Here is a 25,936-nt window from a genome sequence, read left to right as displayed (position 1 = left end):
ACAAGTTTTTTTACAAATTATTTTTTACTATCAACAGCGTGTCCACCGAATTCATTTCGTAAGGCTGCAACAACTTTACCAGTGAATGTATCGTCTTCTAGCGAACGATAACGCATCATCAATGAGGCAGCAATAACGGGTGTTGGAACTTGAAGTTTCAAGGCTTCGTCCAAAGTCCACTTACCTTCACCTGATGAATGCATAACGCCTTTAATTTCATCTAATTTAGGATCTTTTGAAAATGCTGATTGTGTTAACTCCATCAACCATCCACGAATAACGGAACCATGTTCCCAAACCTTCGCAACAGCTTCGTTATCATAATCGAATTGGCTGTGTTCCAAAACGTCGAATCCTTCAGCAATTGCTTGCATCATTCCGTATTCGATACCGTTATGAACCATCTTCAAGTAGTGACCGCTACCAGCTTTTCCGGTATATAAGTAACCATCAGTTTGTGCAATACCTTTGAAAATAGGTTCAATATATTCAAAAGTTTTTTCATCATCTCCACCAATCATGAAGTTACCATCACGATTAGCACCGCTCATACCGCCTGATGTACCAACATCGAAGAACTTAATATTTTTGGCAGTCAAAATTTTGTTGTGTTGCAATGAATCTTTGTAAAATGAATTTCCACCGTCAATTACGATGTCATTTTCATCAAGAATTTCACTCAAGGTATCAATTGTTTGATTAGTTGGATCCCCAGCAGGCAACATTACCCAAACAATTCGTGGTGCACTCAAAGTCTCAACAGCTTCTTGTAAGCTCTCTTTAACCTGTGCCCCAAGTGTTGAAGCATCATTTCTAGCGCCATCGCTTAAATCAAAAGCAACCACTTCATTACCGTTACGAATCAAATTCTCGGTTAAATTGATTCCCATCTTACCGAGCCCAATCATTGCTAATTTCAAAATTAATCCTCCTAATTTGTCCTATCACAAGTTCTAATTATACATAAAAAAGCCGCGCCAAAACTAACATTTTGGTACGACCCGATTACGTAAGAGGTTGATATCATAGGATTAATTGGCTGACTAGCCTTTAAATCTGTTCCACCAGTGACCTTTTTTGTCGTCATTAACTTTTTCATTTACACGTTCTTTGATGTTTTCATCAACTTTGACGTCATTCTTTTCAGCTTTTTCAGCAGCTTGTTGTTTCAAAGTATCCAACTCAGCTTGGAGTTGTTCCTTTGCTTTTTGAGCATCAGCTAACTCTTGCTGAAGATCTTTGATCGTCAATTCGCGTTTCTTATTCTCAGATTCCAATTTAGCGACTGTTGTCTGCAATTCAGCAACTTCATCGCTTTGTTTCGTTGTATCGGTGTCAGTTTTAACATCGGCAGCGGGATAAATTTGCACGGCAGCAGTTTCTAGAGTCATCTTTGGACCATGACTCAACTTAACCATTTCTTTGAAGTCTTCGATATTTTTTTGAGTATATAGGCGATTGTTTTGAGTGTTACGCTCAAAATATTGGCTATTCTCGGTTGTTCTCTCTACTATCAAAGAGTATTTACGTAGCGTTGCAACGCTGATTCCTAAGTCCTTAGCAGCTTGTGCAGGAGTTAATAAATTGTTCGTTTTTACTTTACTCAAAAGGATTCCCCCAAGGTTGTTCATTCTCTTCATTATAAAAATAATGATTGGTAAGTTCAACTACAAAATTGTAGCGTTCCAAATTAAAATCGTCATAACTACATTTTAACCATAAAATTGGATATACTAAAGATGTAAAAATAAAATATTTACTCTCAGCCGACGCAGTCGGTTTTTCTTTGGTGTATAATTCGTCTTACAAGAATAGAAGGGGAAATCATATATTGTCTAGTTCTACAATTACAACTAATTTTATCATCATTTTGATAACCTTTATCTTTGCCTTCTTCTTCGTGGCTGCTGAATTTGCCCTCGTGCAAACTAGGTCCAGTCAATTGGAAGATGCAATTCAAAAAGGTACAGGTAACAAAAAGAAATTACAACGAGCACTCATGATGGTTAATAACTTGAACGAATACTTGTCTACAACACAGGTCGGTACTAGTATCGCTGGTATCATCTTAGGTTGGATTGGTGAAGGTACAATCGAATATCTTTTAGTAGAAGTTTTCGGTCTCGTTCACCTCTCAGCCAGTAGTAGTGGCGGTCTACACGCACTGAGTTCCATTATTGGTGTTCTTCTTCTAACTTACTTAGAAGTTGTTTTAACGGAAATCGTACCTAAGAATATCGCGATTGACATGCCAATGACAACATTGATGTTAGTCGTTACACCATTACGTTTCTTCCATTTAGCTGTTTATCCGTTCGTTTGGTTGTTAAACGTTTCAGCATCCGGTATCGTTCGTTTGCTAGGTATGAAACCAGCCGACTCAGAAAATGAAGTCTTTTCACAGTCAGAAATTCTCAGACTTTCCAAATCGTCAATTAAAGGTGGCGATATGGAACCTGACGATGTTATCTTCATGCAACGTGCATTCGAGTTAAACGATAAGGTTGCTAAGGATATCATGGTCGACCGGACAAGTCTTTACGTTGTTGATATCACTGACAAAGTCAAAGATGTCATTAAAGATTACTTACAACAAGGCTTTTCAAGATTCCCAGTTGTTGCAGATAATGATAAAGATAAAGTTTTAGGTTATGTTTATGCTTACGATATCGTTCGTCAGAATCAAGTAGACGGCGACGTTGGCATCAGCCGAATTTTAAGATCAGTCAATACCGTTCCTGAAACAATGCCTATCCAAGATATTTTGGATAAGATGATTAAGAAACAAACACCTATCGTTGTAGTCGTTGATGAATACGGTGGTACCAGTGGTATCGTTACAGATAAAGATATTTACGAAGAATTATTCGGAACTGTTAAAGATGAAATCGATGATGTTTCCGATGAATATATCGTTAAAAACGATGACGGTTCATATAACGTTTCAGGTAAAACGACGTTATACGACTTTGAGCGATACTTCAGAACCGACGTCAAGGAATTCCAAAAATCAGATATTATCACCGTTGGTGGCTATTTGATTGAGAAGTACCCTGACCTACACAAAGATTCCGAAATCACAATGGGCAACTTCAGATTTGTAGTAGCCGAATTCGATCACGGGTTTGTTAACTGGTTTAAAGTTTCAGTTGATAAAAAAGCCGTTACGAAACAAGATAATTTAGCTTCATTGACGGATGTTGATGATTTAAAGGAATAGAGCAAAGCAGAGAGTGGAGCAGGCCTGGGAATCCCCGAGCATTTGCATGACTTCACGAATTATCCGCGCTTTTTGCGGATGATTTGTGAAGTTAGGCAAAGCGGAAGGGATTGGCCTGCGGAACTCGTTTTAGAGCCACTGCCTATATAAAAAAACACAAACAAAAGAGCCAGTAATCAAATTTTCCATAATCTGATTACTGGCTCTATTTTTTATCTCTTAACAACATAACTAGCCCAGAACGTAGGGACATTAAAATCATGCAGTCTACCCTCGCTATTAGTATCCTCATACAAATCAACAATCTGGAAACCAGCCTTAATCTGACCACGCAACTGTTCATTCAAAGTATGTGAGAACTGAACGCCCTCTTCTTCAATTGGAAATTCCTTGTTAACCGAAGGATCCTTCAAAGGATTATAAGGCAATTTTTGAAAGAGCTTAGTTTCAGCTTTGTCAAAAATATAATTAATACCATTATCCAAACCAGTAATCATCCGACCACCCGGCTTTAAAATACGATAGCATTCGTTCCAAACCGGCTGAACATCTTCAATATAACAGTTGGCAACAGGTTGAATAATCATATCGAAACCATTATCCACAAAAGGTAATGGCTTAGTCATATCACCACGGACAATATCAATATCGTAGCCTTCCCTTTCAGCAACCAACTTTTCAGCATCCAACTGCTTTTGAGAGTAATCAAAGACAGTACAAATTCCACCTAAAGCGGTCAGAATAGGCATTTGTTGCCCACCACCAGAAGCTAATCCCAGAATCTTTTTGCCCTTAATAGGATTAGGATACCAATCATCAGGTATAGCAATATTAGGAGTTAAAACCAGTTTAAAGTCACCTTTAGTAGCAGCCACATATTCCTCATGACTAACTGGCTTACCCCATTCCCAGCCTTCTTCGACCCAACTATCGACAATCTTAGCGTTGTAATCTGTATAGTCTTTCATTATTAATCCTCTTTTCGATACAAAATTTCCAACAATTATACTCCAATTAATGGGTCTTTGGCGTTTCCAGAGCTGAGAGTATTCATCTGCTGCGCGGACGGACCGAGCCAAAGGACGGTCTCGGTCCTCGGTTGAAGCCTTGCAAAACCGGCAAGTCTCCAACACGTCCGGTGGTGTAATGGCTAAAGCCATTACACCACCTTCGCTGCGGATGAATACTCTCAGCTCTTCCAACCAATTTTTTTATGATTAGTATCCGTAAAAAATAGGCTGAACTCTCAAATGAGAATTCAGCCTATTTCTAACGAGTTTTATTACTTCTTAAACCTTCAATTTTATTAAAATCAACGAGATTCAATTTATGAATGAAACTAATTGCGATAATAACTAATAACGTCAAGAACGAGATGCGACGGCTGACTTTTTGTAACATCGTTTCAAAATAATCGACCGTTACTTTACCGTCACCATTGATCGTAACTTGCGCTAAATTGTTGTTATCTTTATCCATTGTCAACTTAGAAACTTTTCCTTTGGATTGGGTTGACTGGAATCCATAATAAGCAATAATTGGCAAATCAACTTTCGCGTTTTTGGCATCTTCAAAGTCAAAACTCAGTCTAGTACCGTACTGCTTGAAGTTGTTAATCTTAACCTTACCGCTCTGAATTTCAGGCTTATGAGCCGTTCGTTGCAGTTCACTGACACTTGTATCAACCGGCAAATATTCTTGTCCAGCACCAATACTGAAGGGCTCCTGCTGATTATAAGTGGCATAGTCGTTCAGTTGTATCTGCGAACCGTTGACCAAACGATAGCTGCTTGAAATGGCAAATAGGAAAACTAAACTCATCAAGCCAATTTTGGCATATTTACTTGAAAGAAATCCTAATGGATCAGCCGCTATAACGATGGCTAACAGAATTGTGGCAATCATATCAAAACGCCAAGGATATTGAATCATCTTGAACGGCGTGTGGTTGAAAATCACCCAAGGCATAACTTTCGTCGTACACAATAACATCAAAATTCCGATGACAGAAAATTGTTTCAGAATCGGATTCTTAATTTTAGTAATCAAAACTAGCAGAATAAACGCTGCTACAATCATCACCAAACCAATACTTGGCTGACCGATTCCGTTATTCAAACTAAACGTTACCATATCGGCAAAGTCAGTCGCCCCATTTGGCAAAAGGCTCTTGGTCTGAGTCAAAATAAATTTAGTATGACGCATCTGCTCCATCATTGGGACAAAATAGGCTAAGCTCAAAAGTCCTGAACATAACGTTGCCCACAATAGTGACACCAAACGTTTCGGATTAGCTTTCAACTCTGGAATTTGTGCGATTGCTATCAAAATAATCAAGACAGCAACTAAAATTGGCGAGATAGCGTGAGAATATATAATCCCCGTCATACCAAAAACTAGATATAACCAGTGTTTGCGCTCACCGTAGAAAATTTCATAAATTCCTAACACCGCAATTGGTAGAAAAATAAACGCTCCCACCTCACCAATATCTTGGCGAAAAAGCATGTCATGCAAGCGATATGTCGATAAGGTGTAAACAAAACTGAAAACTAAACTATTGAGGTATTTAGGCATGACTTTGTAAAAGCAAAGAAATGATACGCCAAAAGTTAAGAAGTTCAAGAACCAGAAGTAATATACAACTGTCTGAGCACTGGAGAGCCCTAACAGACGTAAGAATGCTGCTGGATAGAGCAAGAAATCTGAGTAGAAAATATTAACGATATAGCCAAATCCGTTCATAAATGACATATTAATAAACGGAAAAAATTGGTGCCGTTGTATCGAATGGTACAATCCTTCAATTCTCATCATGTGGAAACGATTGTCGCTGCTTCCTAGAAAAGCCCAGATTTTACCGTGAGAAACCTCCGTTTGATAAATTGCTAAAAAACTAACGAGGGCAAATAGTGCAATGGTAAAGATAACTGCAGCAATTTTCTTTGTTTTCTGATTTTTCAAAAAAGTTAATTGCATAAATATTGATACCTTCCTTTGTAACATGCAATAAACCTTATTATACTAACTACTTCTCAAATAAAGATACTCTATTTCGCATTCTTTTCTGAAAAATAATTGCAACTATCAGAATCAATAAACTAAAAATTGAAATTAACCGACTATATCTTTGAATGGCGGTCTCATAATAATTAATTCTCACAGTCCCAGTTCCATTGACAATCACTTGTCCCAAGCCATTATTATTGAGATCCATCTTAAATTTAGAAACTTCCCCAGTCGAATCCTTGGCTGAATAACCATAGTAACCAATCACCGGAACATCAATTTCTCCATTGTTGGCATTTTGGAAATTAAAACTAAGATGCGAACCTTGTTGAGAAAAGTCCGTTATAACGGCCGTACCACTCTCCAATTTTGGCATATGTGGTGTTGACATTAATACACTCAAATCAGCATTCATCGGCAAGTATTCCTCACCACTACCAATACTGTAGCTGTCCAACTTATTGAATGACTGATACGAACTATATTCTTGGGGATAATCAATAATCATTTTCTGTTCCGCTCCAACAATCAATCCCAAAGACAAACTGACCAACAGCCCTTTTTTCCACCAGGAACCGAACCAATTCAACGGATCACTGGCCAGAAAAATTGTGAATAAAATGGTCACCAACAAATCAAAGCGCCAAGGAAACTGAATCATGTTAAGTGGCGTGTGGTCAAAATATTGCCATGGAAAAAATTTAGTCGTCATAAACAACAGAATTTCACCGATAATGGCAAAATCACGTAGCGCTGGATTTTTCACGAACCAAATAGTCACCGGAATCAAAACGGCAATAATTAACATCAACAAGCCAATATTTTGATTGAATAAATCATCCGTCACGCTACCATGAATCAAATCATATAACGTCATTCCACTCTGTGATACGTAAATTAACGGTGCATGAGTCAACTTAAATTGAGTCCGCCGTAATTGTTCGACCATCGGCAAAAAGTACGCTAACGTCAACATCACTGACCAAAAAGCCGCTTTTAATAGCGACAAGATTCTTCCAGGTTCTTGAATCAATTTTTTAACTCTAAAAATAATTACCAAACAAATAAAAATGACAATCAAAACCGGCGACAACGCATGTGAATAAATCACCGCAACCATCCCAAACGTCAAATACAGCCAGCGATGCCAATCGCCGTAGAAAATTTCATAAACTCCCAATACGACCAAAGGTAAAAACGCCAACGTCAATGCTTCACCAATATCAAACCGCCTTACCATATCAAAAATACGATAAAACGAGACAGTATAAAGCAGACTGAAAACTAAACTTTTATCGTACTTACGACTAACTTGATAAAATGACCAAAACGAAATTACTAGTGTGCAAAAATTTAAAATAACGTAAAAACTGACAAAAGCCTGAACAGTCGTAAATCCTAATAATCTCAAGAATGCCGCTGGATAGAGCCACAAATCAGAATAAAAAATATTGGCAATATATCCAAATCCATCCATAAATGACATATTCACACTTGGGAAATAAACACCACGTTTCAATGATTGATATAATCCTTCAATCCGCATGACGTGAAACCGACCATCATCGTTCATTCCCAAAAAAGCCCAGATATGACCGTTCAAATCAGTCAGGTAAATTGAGGCAACACTGACAAAGGCAAATAACAATAAAGTAAACAATAATTTATGTTGAGAAAATAATTTTTTCATAATTTCCCTACCTTGACGGAAAAAGGGAGCCCGAAGACAAACGTCTCCAAGCTCCCTCAATATTTTACATTTACAAAACATACCAGCTTATTCCTCAAAACCACAGCTGGCATACATTCAAGATTAACTATTTAGCATCAATTATATTAACACTCTTATCGATAATTTCCTTTGTGTTAGAGAAGACCAATAATTGTGTTTTAGGATCAACCTTCAACGACATCCCATCATCCAAAAAGGCTTTAGCGCTATCCTTAAAATAAATAGTACCAATTGGACTTTCCAAATGAACCGAATAATCACTCAAATCAGCACCCTCATCGAGCACAAGAATCCGAAACTTAGTTAACAAAGCACAAGTACCCTCATCGGAATATCGGCCAAAACCATCATCAAGATCCAAAAGAATCTTTTTATCAGCTTCAACATATTTTTCCAATTTAGCTTGTGCTTGTTCAGTAACTTCAATTTTCATAAATAATTTACTTCGACTTTTATATAGTTGGTATTTAGCTTGTAGTGCTAATTAAATATCCCGTCTCCAGAGCTGGGAAATATTCTCAAGCTGTGCGGAACGGTCCGAGCCAAAGAGCGGTCTCGAACCTCGGTTTGAAGCCTTGACACAGTTCGTCAAGGCTCCAAACACGCCCGGTGGTATAAGTACGGGAGATGCCTCCCGTACTTATACCACTACCACGGCACACAAATATTTCCCAGCTCTTCCGACTAATTAATCTATATTAATTGAACATAAGAAGTATTCAATTACTTTTATGTTCAACCAATTTTATATGCTGAAATACAATCTATGCGGACATCTGCAATAAACTAGCACTATGCGTTATTTAGTCTTAGTACAGAAACTCAAAAAATAAACTAGCCGGAGGTCGACAGTGATATTAGTCTGCAATGGAGGTGGCGTTATGGCTTTAGCCATTACACCACGGGACGAGCTTGGAGACTTGCGGTTTTTGCAAGGCCTCAAGTCGAGGTTCGAGACCGTATTTTGGCTCGGACCGGTCCCCATAGCAGAACTAATATCACTGTCGACCGGAGGCGGCGGCATATTAATACTTATACTTGGTAGTACTACCCCAATCCAACAAACTAACAATAAAGACCATGAAAATGATTGAGATATAACTAAGCAAAATACCATTTAACACATTATATAAGACATCACGGATATTGTAATCGATGTTGCTTACAATTAAATCCTGAAGCGGATAATAGGTACATCCCAGCAATATTAATAACAGAATTGACGTACAAATACCGACAGTTCCCAAGTGATGGAAAAATAACATACCTGAGCCAACTTTTATCCGTAAACGAATAGCCAACAGCACAAATATGACTGCCGCAATAATCATAACCATTTTTATCAAACGTTTAATGGTTTGAATCTGCTCGATCACTTGCTCGATTTGACCTAAATCATTGTCGACAATTTGGTTCATAATGCCCTCATTGCTATGAATGACCGTATCAATTTCACTGTCAATATTTAGGCCATTTTGCCTAGCTTCTTTTTTTAATTTAGAACTGATTGTTGCTAAAATAGCAGTCCCAACAGTTAATTTTGAGTCATCACTGTATACTTCATCCACAGATGTATTAATAATTTTCTTAACATCATTATTAGTCAGAGTAACCGCTGAAAGATTGGATGACGCAGAGTAACTATTTACCAAACGTCCCAGTCTTTGATTGGTATAATTTCTAATCAACGTAACATTAGTTTCACTGCTGACCACTTTTTTGACATAGTTACTGTTCAAAACGGTTGAAAGAGTGATGCCTAAAAATACGATTACCATCAAACAAATTGATAATAAAACTAATGTGAATCCGTGTCTGTTATATGACAATGACTTGCTCATAATTTTCTAATTCTCCATAGCTAGTTTAGCAATCTCCTGTGGACTATTTACGATCCATTCAGAGTTAGCGGCTTTTAATTCGTCGTAATCACCAAAGCCATATGTCACCCCGATAGCTTTGAGATTATTCTTATGTGCCCCCACAATATCACTGCTACGATCCCCAACCATAACAAGATTCTTTGTATCTAATTCAACTGAAGTTTTTTCAATTCCGTAAGAAATTACGTCCTCTTTTAACGAACGAATCGATTCATCTTCAGCGGCGCCAAAAACGTGTCTAACATAATCTTTCATATTTAATTGATCGATAATTTTTTTCGCAAAAATCTCTGGTTTCGAAGTTGCGATAAAAATCTCTTTATCAGCATGTTTCAAGGATTCCATCATATCATAGATACCGTCAAAAACTGTATATTCTTCCCAGCCTTCAACTTGATAATACTCACGGAAGGCATTTATACTTTGAGTAATAAACGGATCATCTGGCGCGACGTGATCATATTTCTCAATTGAAGCGCCAATAGTTGGACCGATAAAAGTATGTAACGTTGCATCATCATGTGGCACATAGCCTAAAGTCTTCTTATACATGTACTTCAAACTTTTCATAATTCCAATTTCAGAATTAATAATTGTCCCATCCAAATCAAAAAATAAATTGTTCAAATTAAATTCATCCTTTTATGTTAAATTTAAGTTATATAACGTATTTGCCGTCTCCAGAGCTGAGAAGTATTTCACCTGCTGTGCGACCGGTTCGAGCCAGAGTGCGGTCTCGAACCTCGATTTTGAGCTTTGCAAAAACCGCAAATTTCAAAATACGTCGGTGGTGTAATGGCTAAAGCCATAACGCCACTTCCACTGCTGGTGAATACTTCTCAGCTCTTCCGACTAGTTCTTTTTATTAATCAAGACCACCACAAAATACGTTTATGTAAAGAGTATATAGCATTCCATAGAAAATAACTAACAGGCATAGGTAGAGTATGGTAAAAATAAAAAAGCCTAATGAATACACCGACCTCAAAACGGGTTTAACTGCTGCTCAGGTTGATGCTAAAGTCAAAGCAGGACTTACAAATGTCCAGATTAAAAAGCTATCACGACCCATTCCTAAAATTCTGGCCGATAACTTATTCACATTATTTAACTTTCTAAATTTAGTCATTGCTATCCTAATTTTCTTAACTGGCTCCTATCGGAATTTATTCTTCTTAGGACCCGTTGTGGCTAATATCATTATCGGAAGTTATCAAGAAATTCGTGCCAAAGTGACGATTGATAAAATCAGTTTGGTCAATTCAGCTACTTTCACAGTCACTCGAGATGGCACTGATCAGGAAATTGATATTGCTGACCTCGTTGAAGATGACATTGTTTCTATTAAACGTGGCGATACGATTCCAGCCGATGGAATTGTTCGTTATTCTAACGGATTACAGACCAATGAATCAAGTATTACAGGTGAAGCTGACACAATTAGTAAGAAAACTGACGATGAAGTCTTCTCTGGTAGCTTTGCAATTGCTGGTCAGGCTAAAGTTCAATTAACTCAAGTCGGGACCGAAAGTTTTGTTTCTTCAATTTCCGCAGCCGTTGGTAAAGAGAAACGTTCCGTCAGTGTCTTGATGAAAATTATCAATAATATCATTAAAATTCTAACATATACGATTATTCCTGTCGGGTTAATGTTATTCTTCCGTTCATTCCTAAAAAGTGGTGACTTTGCCAAAGCCATTCTAGGTACTTCAGCGTCAGTTATCGGAATGATTCCTGAAGGATTAGTTCTATTAACATCCGTTGCCCTAGCGACTGGTGCCTATAATTTAACCAAACGTCAAATTCTCGTTCGTTCCCTCAGTGCTATTGAAACATTGGCTCGTGTCGACGTCCTCTGTTTGGATAAAACTGGGACTATCACAACTGGTAAATTGACCGTTAAGAAAACTGAGACTTTTGGCGTTAGCGAACAACAAGTTCATGCAATCGCCCAAAAGATTGTCGATGCTACTCAAGAAACCAACGCCACAGCTATGGCAGTTGAGGCTTTAAAGGCAACGCCACTACAACAAGAAGTCAAAGAAGTTATTCCTTTCTCATCTGAAACTAAATATTCCGGATTCGTAACTAATGACAATACCCGTTATATCATGGGTGCTCCTGAATTTATTATTAAAAACCCTACTCCAGAGGTCACCAAAACAGTTGAAAAAGCAGCCGAACATGGATTTCGTGTCATCGCCATTTTAAAAGAAGCGCCCGAACAAACACTGTTAGGACTACTATTAATTTCCGATGAAGTGAGAAAACAAGCTCCCGATACCTTCAATTATTTACACAATCAAGGTATCGATTTACGAATTATTTCTGGTGATAATCCTGTCACAGTTGCTAACGTTGCTGCACAAGCTGGAATTGATTCTGGTAAAAACTACATCGACATGAGTACTGTTACTGAAGACGATGACTATCACAACCTAGTTAAGAAATATAAAATTTTTGGTCGTGTCCGTCCTAGTCAAAAAGCTGAACTCATCAAGGCCATGCAAGATAACGGTCTAACCGTTGGTATGACTGGTGATGGTGTCAACGATGTTCTGGCAATGCGTCAATCAGATTGTAGTGTTGCCATTGCCGGAGAAAGTGATGCTGCCGAGGCTTCAGCTGATTTCGTACTATTAAATCGTAATTTTGATTCAATGATTTTTATGCTCAACGAAGGACGTCGAGTTATCAATAACGTTGAACGTGTGGCATCCTTATTCTTGATCAAGACAATTTATTCAGTCGTTCTCTCGATTATCTTTATCATTCTAGGAACCGGCTACCCATTCCAACCTTCACAATTAACACCAATCAATGCTTTAACAGTTGGTATTCCAACATTCATCCTGGCATTGGAGCCAAATTACACCCCACCAGCCGGAAGATTTATGCGAAATGTTATGGAAATCGCGTTGCCTGCAGCCATCTGCAATATACTGTTAATCATGACCATTTCAATTTTAGGCAACCATTTAAACTTCAGTTACGAAACAACCTCAACCCTAGCCGTCTTCACCATCGGACTAATCGGTTACTGTGCATTAATATCCATCAGTAATCCTTTATATTTGCGAAAGAAAATCATGATAGGAATATCATTTGTGTTATTCGTAGTAACATTCATCTTTAGTGGCAATGCTTTCGGCTTACAGAGCATTTTAAGCTGGCAGTACACTTATATTTACATAGCGTTACTGCTAGTCTCATGGCCATTATTTATGTTTATGAGGGAAGTATTGGGGAGAAGAGTGTTCTCTAGGATAAATTGGAAGTAAGAGAGAGCGGAACAAGGGCGGTCAGCTCCCGAGCATTTTCGTGTTTTTGTGAATTGCACGCGCACCTTGCGGGCGATTTACAAAAACATGAAAAGCGGAAGGAGTTGCCCTTGTGTAGCTCGTTTTAGAGCCACCGCCTATATAAACAGTATTTAAAAAGACAAAAAATAAATCTAACCAAACCAAAAATAGGAGCTGCAAATCCAAAATCGGATTACAGCTCCTATTTACGTAACTCTAAAAATTTGAGCATATTTTGCCCACTTTTTTATGATTTCATTCTTCTCAAAATAATAGTACTAATAATCAAAATAACCAACAAAGCCCCACCGATTACCGTTTGACTAACATGTAACATGCTCAAGCCAAAGATAACGACAAAAGCTACGAAACCTAAAACCATTCCTTGTGTCATTCTGTCCATGGTTTTTCCCCCTATTTGTGGATTCTCATAATCAAGGCGATTGCATAGATGACTAACCCAACTAAAACGGCATAGATAATACTCTGTAAAATTCCATTCATCCGTAAAGTCGAAACAATGGCAACAACAAGTCCGGCTACCAACACAACAACTAACATTTCAATCATCTGACGCATCCAATCAACCCCTTACTTTAATACCAAGTGTACTCTTTTGTGAAAGCGCAGACAAAAAAATACACCAATATTTAAATTAGTGTATTTTCTGATAATTATCTTAATGTTGAATCAGAAGCTTTAATCCATTCATCAGTAGCGACACGATACATCTTTTGACCCCTGATAGTTGCAGAACGGTCTGTGTACCAAGGAGTATTTGTATCAAGCGCACGGTCGATAATTACTTGACCACGACTGTTATAAACTGGCGTCAAATTCTTACCATTTGTTGTAGCAACAGTTTGTAGAGGTGTGTACTTATAAACGTCACTAGCCTTTACATATTCGTTAGTAGCAACACGATAGTATTCTGCACCATTAATAGTCAATGACTTGTCAATGATCCAACTTGAACCTTCCGAAAGAACAACATCATTGTTCAACTTACCTTTTTCGTCATAAATCTTGATGTAGCCATTCTTTGGATAACCCGAAACGATGTTATCTTCAGTTTGATCAGATTTTTGAACGTAAACAGTTGATGTTGGTGTGTCCTTATCAATTGTGTAGTTGACATCATCGGCGTTAACAAATGCATAGTCTGTTGGGGCCTTTAGAACAATCTTAGAACCATCAGCACCCTTGCCAGCTTCAGTACCAACTTCTTTACCAGTATCTTGGTCGACATAGGAAATACTATATGGTGTGTCAGCGGCAACAACATATTTAGTTACGTTTTGGTTGTTCTTGAGTAGTAAGAACCCATTATCAAGAACGGAAGCAAAGGCATAACCATCTGGTGCAGTTAAGCCGATGTAATCACCTAAAGCTCCTTCACTCTTAACGGGGGTGCCAACTACTTTTTTAGTAGTTTTATCTTTATATGTAACTGTATATGAAAGATTGCCTACTGTGTTTTGAGTTTTCTTAACATAAATATTCTCAGTTGATTTGTCAGCATCTAATGTTTGTATTAAGTCGCCCGCATTAACCAATTGATAACCTGATGGGATTTGTGCTAGAGCAGTTATAGAGCCATTATCTCCTGATAAGGATTCAGTTGATTTTAATTGTTCACCTGAATTTATATCGTAATAATTTACTGTCGTATTTGCCTGCTTGGTAACTGTGAACGCAATATCTTTAGCAGTTGCCAAATCATACTCTTTTTGACTACCTTTTAATTTATAATCACTCCCCAGAGCTGAAGTAACAACGCTACTATTTTTATCAATGGTGTCAGTACTCTTACCAGACTCATCTACCGTATAAATGGGATTACCAGTTTTATAATCATTAAAGACAAGGGTATATCCAACTGGATTGTCAGCATCAGGTTTGACAATTACTTTTCCAGTAGAAGTTGTCTCATAAGATATCTCAGTACCATCTACTGAATCCTTTATAGGATTACCGGATGCATCAATTGGAGTGACATTATATGTAACTGTACCTGTCGGATTCTCAGCTGAAATATTTGAAGTACTTTCCTGTACTGGTTTAGCCAAGAATCTCTGATTACCAACAAAAAATACATATGGATCATTAGCGTTTTCTGGAGTTGCAACAGTACGATCACTTACATTTGGAACCTTATCATAAATATTTACTGTTCCGGTAGCTGGAATACCGTCTCCATAAATATCACTAGGTGTAAATTCAACCGCACCACTAGCAGTAACTGAAGCAGGAACTGGGCTCAACTTAGGCTTATTAACATTTCCCTTAGCATCATCACCATTTGTTGTTTTAGCAGTAACTAGATTACTTAAATTAGCCTTAGCTTCATCAGTAGACTTAAAGTTCATTGTTGTTCCCTTACTAAAGGAAACTGTTGGTTTCGTCAAATTATAACTGACTGTTGCTTTCTTAGTCGTTCCATTTAGAGTGTAACTAACATCGGTAGCAAAACCATGATTATTACTCTCAGTAACAGTCATGGGAACTAATTGCCCTTTATCATCTACGATGTTCAATTCACTTTGGAGAGTACTTGAGAATTCACTTGCGGACTTCTTACCAAAAATTGGTGTAGCAGTTAATTTACTGCCATCTTCCAAATCGGAAAAATTAGTCTGAGGATTTACCTTATTTGCTGTTGTTTTTGAATTCAATAATTCATTAATAACTTGAATAACATTATTAGCAATTGCACTTGTATCAACATTTAACGGATTATTACTTGCAGCCTTAACGACTGAAGTATTTGCCCCTAAAACGGCACTGGATAGCAGAACACCAGCTAAAACCATCTTCGTATATTTTTTCATAAACACATATCTCCCTGATCAAAATTAATATATATCTACACATCTATAGCATATCAGTAATGTATAAAAAAAGAAGGCATTTTTTGTCAAAAATGTCTTCCGCTTTCAATTTTCTTAAATAAATCTTAAATTTTATTACGTAATTTAGGAATTACTCTTTACGACGGTGCCGCATGAACTTATCGTGATCTTTTTCCATGCCACATAAATACACAGCCGACAAAACAATCACCGCAAATAATGCCAACATCGCGTTTGGTTGATTAATAAAAAAGAGTCCTATCGCAATTAATACCAGTACAATTATCGATACTCTCAGCGTGACCCTCGGTACTTTGTCTTTCATAAATAATTACCTCTTTGCTTTGAGATTGTACTACCATTATGAAAGCTTTTTTCCCATCACGCAATCAAGAGGCTCAAAAATTTTATAATTCGTCACCATTCGATTCGATAACTTTCTTATACCAGTAATAACTCTTCTTTGGCTTACGGCTAAAGTCGCCCTTTTCATCGTCGTCACGGTCAACATAAACGAAGCCATAACGCTTAGCCATTTGACCAGTACCTGCTGAAACCAAATCAATACAGCCCCAAGGTGTATAACCGATTAAATCAACGCCATCTTTGATAGCTTCCTTCATTTGTTCAATGTGACCTCTGAGATAATCGATTCGATAGTCATCATTGATTGATCCATCTTTTTCAACTGTATCTCGAGCCCCTAGTCCATTTTCAACAACCATAATTGGAATTCCATAACGGCCATAAACGTCGTTTAGATACCAACGTAAGCCTTTAGGATCCATACTCCAGCCCCATTCGCTGTACTTCAAGTAAGGATTCTTCACACCAGTTGAAAAGTTTCCGGCAGCCTCGCCTTTACTCTTATCGGTAGTCAAGGTGTTTGATGAATAGTAACTGAAACTATAGTAGTCAACAGTACCTTCCTTTAAAACTTCCGCATCTTCAGCTGTGATATTCAATTTAACATTGTGTTCATCCCAGAAACGTTGGGCAAAGTGTGGATAAGCACCACAAACTTGAACATCGCCACAGTAATAATTGTTAATCTCGTTAGCTAGCTAAGCTTTCAAAATATCGTCTGGATTAGATGTTAATGGATAGTTGACATTACCAGCAATCATGCAACCAATCATATTGTCAGAACTAATCTTGTGACCAATTTTAACAGCCAGAGCACTGGCAACAAATTGATGATGCAAACCTTGCAAGTTATTTTGAATATCCGCATCAGTCATTTCAGTATTGAAAGGTGCTGAACCGTCTTTAACAGGCAAACCAAGTGACATATAGCCACCGAATAACATTCCGATATTGATTTCGTTGAAAGTTAACCAATATTTAACGAGACCCTTGTATTCTTTGAACAAAGTTTTTGCATATTTAACATAGAAGTCGATAACCTTGCGGCTCCCCCAACCACCATATGCTTCAGTCAAATGGTAAGGCATTTCGTAGTGAGAAATAGTTACCAAAGGTTCGATCCCGTATTTGTGGCATTCTTCAAAAACATTCCGATAAAAATCTAATCCCTTTTGGTTTGGTGTCGCATCGTCGCCATTAGGGAAAATTCTTGTCCAAGCAACTGACATACGATAAGTTTTATATCCCATACCAGCTAATAATTTAATATCCTCTTTATAGTGGTGGTAGAAATCACTACCTTGATGAGATGGATAATAAGCACCTTTTTGAACCTCTTTAGTAAAAGTACGAGGTTTTTCGTAAGTTCAACCTAACAAAAGGTCGGCTGTGCTGACACCCTTACCGTCAACATCCCAGGCACCCTCATATTGATTGGCGGCAGTGGCACCACCCCATAAAAAGTTCTTTGGAAATACACTCATATGAATTACTCCTTCTTTTTAAACTATATATCTATGGTAACGCTTTCTATACTTTAAAATAAACATTGAATTTTATGGAAAACTTTGACTAACAATATCCCGTCTACAGAGTTGATAAATATTTGTATGCCAATCCCTCAATTTTTTAGAATACGTACCCGACAAATCGTCTGGCTAATTCAATTCGTTTAACTTCACAAATTAGTCACGCTTTCATTAAAATAAATGAAAATACTTGTGATATGATGAACTTAAAGCTAAATGAAAGGAGTCTTAAAAATGTCGAGAAGAGTTGTCGCCGTTGCGATTGATATCAAAAAGATTCCCTATGTTAATGACACAGAAGTTATTTTTACACCTGGGAAACAAAAAATTTGGTACACTGCCAATACTGTTTCAATTGAAATCCCCAAGGTTATTCAATTTGGAGATGTAATGATAAATAAGTTTATAAATAAATTTTTGAAGAAGTCGAAAAAACAAGATATTCTGAAATTAAGATATTTCACCATGCAGGTTGCAAAACTTTTAACGAAATCTGATTATAACGAAATTATATTTGAGAATGACGAATTAAAAAATCGGATTTCTTCCAAGTTAACCAAGGATTATGTCATTAGAGATGCAAAAGGAGCTTTATCCACTGAAGGATAAGCTCCTTTTTTATTTGCCGCCTCCGATTGTCAGTAATGCAGTCTGCTATGTGACCGGTGCGAGCCAAAGTACGGTCTCGCACCTCGATTTTGAACTTTGCAAAGACCGCAAATTTCAAAATACGTCAGTGGAGTAAGAGCTAAAGCTCTAACACCACTCTCACAGCTGTCTGCATTACTGACAATCGGAGACTAGGTTTTCGTATACATGCTAATTAGTTTATATTTCTAATTTCTTAAGCAACGAGACTAAATTCTATTTTAGAAAACACATTGAATACTCTCAGCTCTGGAAACGGCATAAAAAAATCTCAACCAAATTAATGGTTGAGATTTTTTTATAACTATTTGATTTCTGTAAAGCTATCACGTACTTCAAACAATGAATCGATTGATTCATTCATTTCTGTCATACGAATGGCATCGCCGACTAGATCTGTCACTGACAAAATCTTGAGTTTGTCAAAGCGGCATTCATCTGGAACAACGATTGAGTCAGAAACTAGAACTTCCATCAAAATAGAGTTTTCTAGTCTCTTGGCAGCATCTTTAGAAAAGATTGGGTGTGTTGCTGCAGCAGAAATAGTTTTGGCACCGGCAGCTTCAACAGCTTTAGCACTATTAACCATTCTTGTTCCGGTATCAATCAAGTCATCAACGATAACACATTGTTTACCTTCAACATCACCGATAATATCAGGAACAACTTCTTCATCTTCTGTCGATCTTTGATCAACAATCGCAATTTGTGAGCCAAAGACTTCAGCCAATGAACGAGCACGTTTTGTTGAATTGTGATCAGGAGCTACAAAGACGAAATCGTCTGGGTTCTTGATTTTCTTTTCGAAATAGCTGGCAAAGATTGGCATTGCACGCAAGTGATCAACCGGGATATCAAAGAATCCTTGAATTTGGTCAGCATGCATATCAAGTGCCATAACACGATCAACGCTACCTAATTCCAACATATTAGCAAATAACTTAGCCGAGATAGGTTCTCTTGAACGAGACTTTCTATCTGAACGAGTATATGCAAAATATGGCAAGACACAAGTGATTGTTGCGGCACTAGCACGTCTCAATGCATCAACAGCAATCATCAATTCCATAAAGTTATCATTTACGGGATCTGAAACTGAATGGATAATGTAAACGTCTCTTCCACGAATACTTTCATTGATTTGAATGTTAATTTCACCATCACTAAAGTGTGAAACGGAAGCATCCAACAATGGAACTCCCATGTAATCAGAAATTCTCTTAGCTAATGGTTTATTACCATTTAAAGAAAGTAAAGCAATTTTATCTAATGAATTATTAGACATATTGTCCTCCAAAATTATATAAGCACTGGTCTATCAACAGGTTTACCCTCGTTAGCAATAACCAATCCCATGTCATTATCAGTCAATTGACGGTCTCGATTACGCATTCCCGATTGTGAAACTATTGTAAACTTATACTTTAATTTTACACTCAAACGGAGGTAATTATCCAGTATATATGAATCTATTTTTCCATTTAGGTAAAGATGATACCCCGGATATTTTTTCATAACGCTTTCAACTGTCGCTTGATTTTCCTCGTTTTTAAGCTGTGCAACCGTTAAAGCGATTGCAACACGTTCGGCAAAGTTACCTAAGAATTTGTTCTTCTCATCAGGCTTTAATTGCGGTTTCCCAAAAATATTATCTTTGATGTAATCTTCAACGTTAGTCATATTTTGCCCTCCATATGCCATAGTATATCTAAAATGTTGTTGTATTAAAAGAAAACTACTGTTTTTGCTGCCGCCTTCGGGTGTGAGAAATTCTGCCTGCTGTGGGACCGGCTCGAGCCAAAGTACGGTCTCGGGCTTCGCTTTTGAGCCGAAAACCGCGTCTCAAAAGTCGTCCATGTTATAAGGACTCACGTCCTTATAACATCTTCACTGCTGGCAGATTTCTCACACCCGAAGGCTAGTTATCTTTTAGTTCAAAAGATTTTGATATTACTCCCATTGAAATATACTTCCAATCTTATTGAAGGAAATACAATAACTCTCTAAGAAACAAAAGTAAATTCTTTATATCATACTTAATAAATTGAAATTAATCGGAAGTGCTGAGAATATTCTCAGCACTGGAGATGGTCAACTTTCAACCTTTAGCTGTATAATAATAGCAAAGAGAAAGGATGTGTTACTTATGGACGAAATAGTATTTTTTAATCCCGGCGATGCAATTGCCAATTCAAAAGATTACGGCGAAGCTGTCCGTGGAGCACAAATTTACAAGGCAAAAGATCCGTATGAATCATCCCTAATTATTGCTGAGGATGTTAGCGATAATAAGAGTTTTGCTGTTTACTTTGCTAAAGATGAGAAATCTCACCTTAAAGATTCTGACTCTAGCGTTGTTCAATATCACTTGAAGAAAAAAATTTAGGTTATTAACACAAAAACTCCAAATCCGTGCGATTTGGAGTTTTTTTATTTCTCATCTGAATAATATTCCAAAGTTTTCTTCAATTCTTTACGTAATCGTTCAATTAAAGATTGTGGTCCCAGAACTTTAACCTGTGCACCCTGGCTCAAAACCCACAATAAAGCTCCTTCTGAAAACAAATCTCCCTCAACAATTGTCACATCAGGATTCTCAGGGTCATCATCGTTAGAAAGATATGAATTTGGCACATTCTCTAATGTTACCTGTTCATTGCCTTCATAACTAAATTTATAATGAACATGATTTCCACCACTTAACAAAAAAGTCTTATTAATCATGCGACCAATATCTGGCCGTTTGTCTGCTGGAACATTGACCGCCTTTCCATTGGGAACAATTTTTCCAAACTGATCCATGCGATAAAGAAAAGTTTTGTCAGCGTCAATCAAATACATCATTATATAAAAATGATGATTATCATAATACATGCTCAGAGGTACGCCAACTTGGGCTTCTAAAACATTGGTCCCATTGGAAACTCCATTGTATTTGAATGTAATTGATTTCTTAGCAATAATCCAATCGGAGAATTGCTTAACTCTTGGAAAAATCAATCCATCCACGGCTGGAATATAACTTTCACTTGTCGTCGTCAAAAGTGTTTTAATATTCGATTGATCTTCAGTTGCGACAGACTCCAACAGTTGCTCAGTCACATCATTTAGTTCTTTTTTGCTTAAAGCACGGCTGCCAATCAGAATTTTCAAAATTGCCAAAACCTCAGCTGAATTTATAACTCCTATATTAGTAACGTAATATTTCTTTTGGACAGTATTGTAATGCAACACATATCTGGCTGAAAAGTCCTCGTTATTTCTAATTGCCTCTAAATCTCTGTGGAAAGTTCGACCCGATTTCCCATAGATAGCTCGGTAATTATCGAAATCGATTTTCCCGCCTCGTAACATTCTCATCAATATATTAACAATCCGTTCACTACTGTTCATTTGTTTATCCCCACTTTTTGATACTCAGGATTTCTCAAATGGCTTACTGATTAATCCTTGTAACAAAATTCAGACTATCATCTGGGGGTGTCACATTATGGCGATACAGAAGACTGAACAAAATTTCTTCAAAAAATATTAGTTTAATTTGAAAATGGTGGGAACGGACTTGATCGGATATTGAACATTAGATGCAAATAAGAGCTGCAATCCGATTGGGGATTACAGCTCTTATTTGTATTGGCACGTTAAATTGTTATGAAATCTAATAGTTTATAAAGCGTTTGTTTATTATCATCAGAAATTCTAGTTTGTAAAATTTCTTCACTTGTTTGGTTTAAAACTGAATTTTTTATATATGGAAAATCATTTACAACCATCTCACGTACATTGTCAGCCTTTGGTTCCAAATGAAATTGTAGGCCAACAATACGATGATTCATGATGAAACCTTGATTCTCCAACTTATCACTTGAGAATAACAATTGAGCTTGAGCAGGGATTTCAAACATTTCTTCATGCCAATGTAACACGTTCAACTCTTCGGGAATGTTAAGAAACTTTACATCGCGTCGATAAACTGGTGCAAAACCGACTTCTTTAGCTGGGGCCTTGGTAACGTCATATCCCAAAGTCTTAACAATTTGTTGGGCGCCGTAACAAACTCCAAAGATTGGTTTCTCTTGATCCATCAACGTTTGAATCAACTCACGTTCTTGCTCAATCCAAGGCAAATCGTCATTTGGACTCATTGGTCCGCCTAAGATTACAAGCATGTCAGTTTCTTCAGCGGTTGGTAAATAACCGAATTGATAAGGATGATAAATATACATTTCATGACCATTTTTTTGCGACCAATCCTGAATCATCCCTGGTCCTTCATTAGGTGTATGCTGTAAAACGTTTATTCTCATAAGAATCCTTTCACATCAACGGCAATGTTTGATTTGGGTATCGCCAATACCTCAAGATAAAGTAAGTATATCACGCTGCCTCAATCAAATATTCCAAAAAGGCAAACTTGGTACCACCGTGCTCTTTCAACGCTTCACCACCAGTATCCATTTGCCATAAATCAGAATTCAATTTGTAATTATTCTTTACACAGAATTCGTTTAATTGTTTCAAACCTTTACAAATTCCCGGAGTATTATTCTCAACTTTGACGACTGCATATTTTCCAGCTTGCTTTTCAATCTTAGGCATAGCTTTTCCACTGTTGTTAGTCGTCGACTCTTTGATTACTCTAAAACCAGCGTCCGCGTACAAATCAGCTTGGGCTCCAGGTAAATCGGTCAAAAATCCTGACTGCGAACCATCCATCAAGGCTAAAGTATCTAATTGTTTATAAAAACTGGAGAATAACTCTGCAACTTCCTCAGCAGTACAAGATACCGATGCCTTTGAACACCAGAATTCAACTTGTGGTCGTTGGAGAACCATAGATTGATAAAGTGGAACTTCTAACTCAGTTTCTTTATTCAACTTTTGCGCCACAACATCTTTAATCTTCGATAATTCATCAATCTTGGAATCAATACTAGCTTGGACATCTAACAATTCGTGGACCATAGCCTTGTCAGTCGTGGACTGTAACTCTTTGATGCGGCTCAAAGACACGCCCATTTTCTTCAGTCCTAAAATGAATAACAAATCATATAACTGACTGTATTCATAATAACGATAACCAGCGTCATTACGGGATTTGGGTTGAAATATGCCCTCTTCATCATAAAAAATCAGAGTTCGTCTTGTTGTGTTGGCTAGTTTAGCCATTTCACTTATTTTTAGCATAGTTACCTCCTAACTTTAAAGATATAAAACTCTATTATTTATCAGTATCTTTCAATTCATTATATTTCAAATTCTTACCGTAACTCTGATCAACTGGATATTTGGCACTATCCTTCTTTAACTTCTCATCCATGATTTCGTCAATATCTAGTCCCAAGTTGTCTGCCATCATATAAGAATAAATCAGTACATCAGCCAACTCCTCTTTTAGTTCAGTTGGCTTTTTTGATACAACCTCATCGGACTTTTTCCATTGAAATAATTCCAACAATTCTGAAGCTTCTAAAGAAATTGAAATGGCCAAATCTTTTTCATTATGATATTGGCGCCAATTTCTATCATCACGAAACTTATTTACCTTGTCCATAGTTTCTTTTGTCATATTTACAATGTTCCTTTCTGCGCTTCTAATAATCTATTCTGCAATTGTTCATCCACAGCGTATATATACAAGCCATGCACTCCACGTGTTAACAAAACATTTAACTCATTTTTCAACAGAGTATCCGATGCGTCAATCTTTTCCCCTTCATAGGTTCTTCTCTGTTTTGCTTTGGTATTTTGACTAGCACTTTTATCAAAGATAATCTTTCCGTCTCGATATTTTACAGAAGGACCAATTATCACTCCTGCATAATTAAGATCAAACCCTTGAATAGTAAATGTTGAACCCACTTCTCCAATGGTTTGTTCTTGTTCTGCCCAAGCTAATCCTTTATTATGACGCTTTTGTTCTTTCGTTTGTGGCAATTGTAAATTCCATGGCATTGAGAAATCACCAACAGTCACATTCCAATACTTTTCACCATTATCTGGTTTTTTCTTATCAATATATTTCCAATCAAAAGTTGCCAATAGCCTTGAAATACCAGACTCTTCATTCAATGATTTCTTGCTTAACTGGCCATACAATTCTTCAGGTGAATTAAAAACCTTTAAGTCATACTTATTATCCATTGGAATATTAGTGACTTTCTGCTCATCTGTAATTCGTCTAATCCACTCAACAGTATTTTTATTACCATCAATCCGCATTTGGTTGTGTAATTCTACTAAATTACCCTCACTCAATGCGTCAAGAGTCATACGGTTCAGTTTATCCAAACCCCAATATTGCTCTCTGGATAGAATCTGATTAGGGTCAAAAACTGCAACAACCACACGTGCACATTTTAAAAGGTCATCCAGTTGATTTTCGCCCTGATAAGATTGTTTACCCTGTGTCCACAACAAATGTGCTTCATCAACTAGTACAACATCAACCATACTTTTACCTAAATGATCATTAATAAACTTAGTTGGCTTCTCCACAGTCTCTGGATTGACTTTGGATCTGATACCTAACTTATTAGCTATTTGCTTATAAACCTTTAATTGTTGATCATGATTTACTAACAGTGTTTGTGTCTTATTTTTTAAAATACTATTATCACTATTTTCAGCTGCCATTTGCGTTAAATCATAAAAAAGATTGCTCAACAGCACTGTCTTTCCGGCTCCAGCCTCACCCTTTACTAAAATCAGTTGCCCAACTTTATCTCTATTCAAAGCCTCTTCAATCTTCATAATAATGGTATCTTTCGCAGCGAGTTGTTCTGATGTTAACCGATGAAACGGTGATGCTTTAAAAATGGCTGAGTCACGAATCACACTCAAGACTGGGAATAAATTCTTATCTATTTTCCTTAATTGTCCCCATATTTTATAGAAAATAGGGTCAAGTTCATCCGATGTGTAATATTCATCCTGCTGATTAGAACGACCATTGTGCACAAGCTCAACAGTATCCACGCCAGTCATATAGTGCATTAATTTATTTTCAATATCCAAAGTTAACGACTTATTAAAGTGGTCATGTCCAATCAGGAACATTTTTGCATCATTTGATTCATCAATCTTTTTCCAAAAAGTATCTAATCTGGAATCATCTTGTAAATGTTCAGATGTTCTTCGTTTAATATTATTTGTCTCACCAACATAAACAGAATATTTATTAGGTGTCACTTCGTCATTAACAATATAAATAGTTGGATATCTTAATAAATATTTCGAATTTTTTTCATTTTTGATTTCATTTTCAAAATCATCGATTGAATCATTATTATAAGAAATTTCACGAATAATCGGCGTTGATATATTTTTCAAAGCTATGACCCTCACTGTTTTAGTCTCTTTATTTATGATACCTTCTGACATCAATAAGTAAAA

23 protein-coding genes and 1 pseudogene are annotated in these 25,936 nt (G+C 37.0%); 4 read left to right on the top strand and 20 right to left on the bottom strand.

Features of this window, described 5'->3' with window-relative positions; translation table 11 throughout:
* Positions 1-17: 17 nt before the first annotated feature.
* Entirely contained in the window at positions 18-920 is a 903-nt protein-coding gene (gnd, locus tag JP39_RS01065) for a phosphogluconate dehydrogenase (NAD(+)-dependent, decarboxylating) (protein WP_041501545.1), read from the bottom strand.
* A 123-nt stretch (positions 921-1,043) separates the two neighbouring features.
* Positions 1,044-1,607 carry a MerR family transcriptional regulator gene (locus tag JP39_RS01060; RefSeq protein WP_053085061.1) on the bottom strand — a complete coding sequence of 188 codons (564 nt, stop codon included), beginning with the start codon at positions 1,605-1,607 and terminating at the stop codon, positions 1,044-1,046.
* A 224-nt stretch (positions 1,608-1,831) separates the two neighbouring features.
* Here JP39_RS01060 and JP39_RS01055 point away from each other — a divergent pair, with 224 nt between their 5' ends.
* Complete coding sequence (locus JP39_RS01055) at positions 1,832-3,220, top strand: hemolysin family protein (protein WP_048699201.1); 1,389 nt, start codon at positions 1,832-1,834, stop codon at positions 3,218-3,220.
* A gap of 212 nt (positions 3,221-3,432) precedes the next feature.
* Here JP39_RS01055 and JP39_RS01050 read toward each other — a convergent pair whose 3' ends face one another.
* From JP39_RS01050 to JP39_RS01025, 6 genes are all read right to left on the bottom strand, one after another.
* Entirely contained in the window at positions 3,433-4,188 is a 756-nt protein-coding gene (locus JP39_RS01050; protein WP_041501658.1) for a class I SAM-dependent methyltransferase, read from the bottom strand.
* Between the two features lie 301 nt (positions 4,189-4,489).
* Positions 4,490-6,199: a glycosyltransferase family protein gene (locus JP39_RS01045; RefSeq protein ID WP_041501657.1), complete on the bottom strand. Its 1,710-nt coding sequence runs from the start codon at positions 6,197-6,199 to the stop codon at positions 4,490-4,492.
* Between the two features lie 49 nt (positions 6,200-6,248).
* Positions 6,249-7,919, bottom strand: a complete 1,671-nt coding sequence (locus JP39_RS01040) for a glycosyltransferase family protein (protein ID WP_041501656.1) — start codon at positions 7,917-7,919, stop codon at positions 6,249-6,251.
* 127 nt (positions 7,920-8,046) lie between these two features.
* A complete protein-coding gene (locus JP39_RS01035) occupies positions 8,047-8,394 on the bottom strand; it encodes an iron-sulfur cluster biosynthesis family protein (protein WP_041501655.1) in 348 nt (115 codons plus the stop codon).
* A gap of 592 nt (positions 8,395-8,986) precedes the next feature.
* Positions 8,987-9,802 (bottom strand): hypothetical protein, encoded by an 816-nt coding sequence (locus JP39_RS01030; RefSeq protein WP_041501654.1) that lies wholly within the window; start codon positions 9,800-9,802, stop codon positions 8,987-8,989.
* A gap of 6 nt (positions 9,803-9,808) precedes the next feature.
* Positions 9,809-10,471 (bottom strand): HAD hydrolase-like protein, encoded by a 663-nt coding sequence (locus JP39_RS01025; protein WP_041501653.1) that lies wholly within the window; start codon positions 10,469-10,471, stop codon positions 9,809-9,811.
* Positions 10,472-10,791: 320 nt separating this feature from the next.
* On the opposite strand from JP39_RS01025, the gene JP39_RS01020 reads away from it, so the two are divergent.
* Positions 10,792-13,125, top strand: coding sequence for an HAD-IC family P-type ATPase (locus JP39_RS01020; protein ID WP_041501652.1), 2,334 nt, complete (start codon positions 10,792-10,794; stop codon positions 13,123-13,125).
* Between the two features lie 268 nt (positions 13,126-13,393).
* Here JP39_RS01020 and JP39_RS12520 read toward each other — a convergent pair whose 3' ends face one another.
* The 5 genes and pseudogenes from JP39_RS12520 to JP39_RS01005 form a co-directional block, all read right to left on the bottom strand.
* Positions 13,394-13,549, bottom strand: a complete 156-nt coding sequence (locus JP39_RS12520; RefSeq protein ID WP_157492446.1) for a hypothetical protein — start codon at positions 13,547-13,549, stop codon at positions 13,394-13,396.
* A gap of 11 nt (positions 13,550-13,560) precedes the next feature.
* Positions 13,561-13,725 carry a hypothetical protein gene (locus JP39_RS12515; protein ID WP_157492445.1) on the bottom strand — a complete coding sequence of 55 codons (165 nt, stop codon included), beginning with the start codon at positions 13,723-13,725 and terminating at the stop codon, positions 13,561-13,563.
* Between the two features lie 95 nt (positions 13,726-13,820).
* Positions 13,821-15,977, bottom strand: coding sequence for an SLAP domain-containing protein (locus tag JP39_RS01015; protein ID WP_041501651.1), 2,157 nt, complete (start codon positions 15,975-15,977; stop codon positions 13,821-13,823).
* A 151-nt stretch (positions 15,978-16,128) separates the two neighbouring features.
* Positions 16,129-16,323, bottom strand: coding sequence for a hypothetical protein (locus JP39_RS01010; protein ID WP_041501650.1), 195 nt, complete (start codon positions 16,321-16,323; stop codon positions 16,129-16,131).
* A gap of 82 nt (positions 16,324-16,405) precedes the next feature.
* Positions 16,406-17,848, bottom strand: a pseudogene (locus tag JP39_RS01005) (glycoside hydrolase family 1 protein).
* A 279-nt stretch (positions 17,849-18,127) separates the two neighbouring features.
* On the opposite strand from JP39_RS01005, the gene JP39_RS01000 reads away from it, so the two are divergent.
* Positions 18,128-18,502, top strand: coding sequence for a hypothetical protein (locus JP39_RS01000; protein ID WP_041501649.1), 375 nt, complete (start codon positions 18,128-18,130; stop codon positions 18,500-18,502).
* 343 nt (positions 18,503-18,845) lie between these two features.
* On the opposite strand, the gene JP39_RS00995 is transcribed toward JP39_RS01000, so the two are convergent.
* Both JP39_RS00995 and JP39_RS00990 read right to left on the bottom strand, forming a co-directional pair.
* Complete coding sequence (locus tag JP39_RS00995) at positions 18,846-19,826, bottom strand: ribose-phosphate diphosphokinase (protein WP_041501648.1); 981 nt, start codon at positions 19,824-19,826, stop codon at positions 18,846-18,848.
* A 14-nt stretch (positions 19,827-19,840) separates the two neighbouring features.
* Positions 19,841-20,221 carry a YueI family protein gene (locus JP39_RS00990; RefSeq protein WP_041501647.1) on the bottom strand — a complete coding sequence of 127 codons (381 nt, stop codon included), beginning with the start codon at positions 20,219-20,221 and terminating at the stop codon, positions 19,841-19,843.
* 466 nt (positions 20,222-20,687) lie between these two features.
* On the opposite strand from JP39_RS00990, the gene JP39_RS00985 reads away from it, so the two are divergent.
* On the top strand, positions 20,688-20,927 hold the full coding sequence (locus JP39_RS00985) for a hypothetical protein (protein ID WP_041501646.1): 240 nt from the start codon (positions 20,688-20,690) through the stop codon (positions 20,925-20,927).
* A 44-nt stretch (positions 20,928-20,971) separates the two neighbouring features.
* Here the strand turns inward: JP39_RS00985 and JP39_RS00980 are convergent, their stop codons facing one another.
* From JP39_RS00980 to JP39_RS00960, 5 genes are all read right to left on the bottom strand, one after another.
* Complete coding sequence (locus JP39_RS00980) at positions 20,972-21,934, bottom strand: helix-turn-helix transcriptional regulator (protein ID WP_041501645.1); 963 nt, start codon at positions 21,932-21,934, stop codon at positions 20,972-20,974.
* A 248-nt stretch (positions 21,935-22,182) separates the two neighbouring features.
* Positions 22,183-22,848, bottom strand: coding sequence for a type 1 glutamine amidotransferase (locus tag JP39_RS00975; protein WP_041501644.1), 666 nt, complete (start codon positions 22,846-22,848; stop codon positions 22,183-22,185).
* Positions 22,849-22,918: 70 nt separating this feature from the next.
* Positions 22,919-23,728: a MerR family transcriptional regulator gene (locus tag JP39_RS12435; protein ID WP_041501643.1), complete on the bottom strand. Its 810-nt coding sequence runs from the start codon at positions 23,726-23,728 to the stop codon at positions 22,919-22,921.
* A 34-nt stretch (positions 23,729-23,762) separates the two neighbouring features.
* Positions 23,763-24,110: a nucleotide pyrophosphohydrolase gene (locus JP39_RS00965; protein WP_041501642.1), complete on the bottom strand. Its 348-nt coding sequence runs from the start codon at positions 24,108-24,110 to the stop codon at positions 23,763-23,765.
* Positions 24,111-24,112: 2 nt separating this feature from the next.
* Positions 24,113-25,924, bottom strand: coding sequence for a DUF2075 domain-containing protein (locus tag JP39_RS00960; protein WP_048699209.1), 1,812 nt, complete (start codon positions 25,922-25,924; stop codon positions 24,113-24,115).
* Positions 25,925-25,936: the final 12 nt, after the last annotated feature.

The organism is Companilactobacillus heilongjiangensis, assembly GCF_000831645.3.
Classification (GTDB): Bacteria; Bacillota; Bacilli; order Lactobacillales; family Lactobacillaceae; genus Companilactobacillus; species Companilactobacillus heilongjiangensis.
The sequence above is the reverse complement of the archived record's forward strand: the minus strand, read 5'-3'. Positions and strand labels throughout refer to the sequence as shown.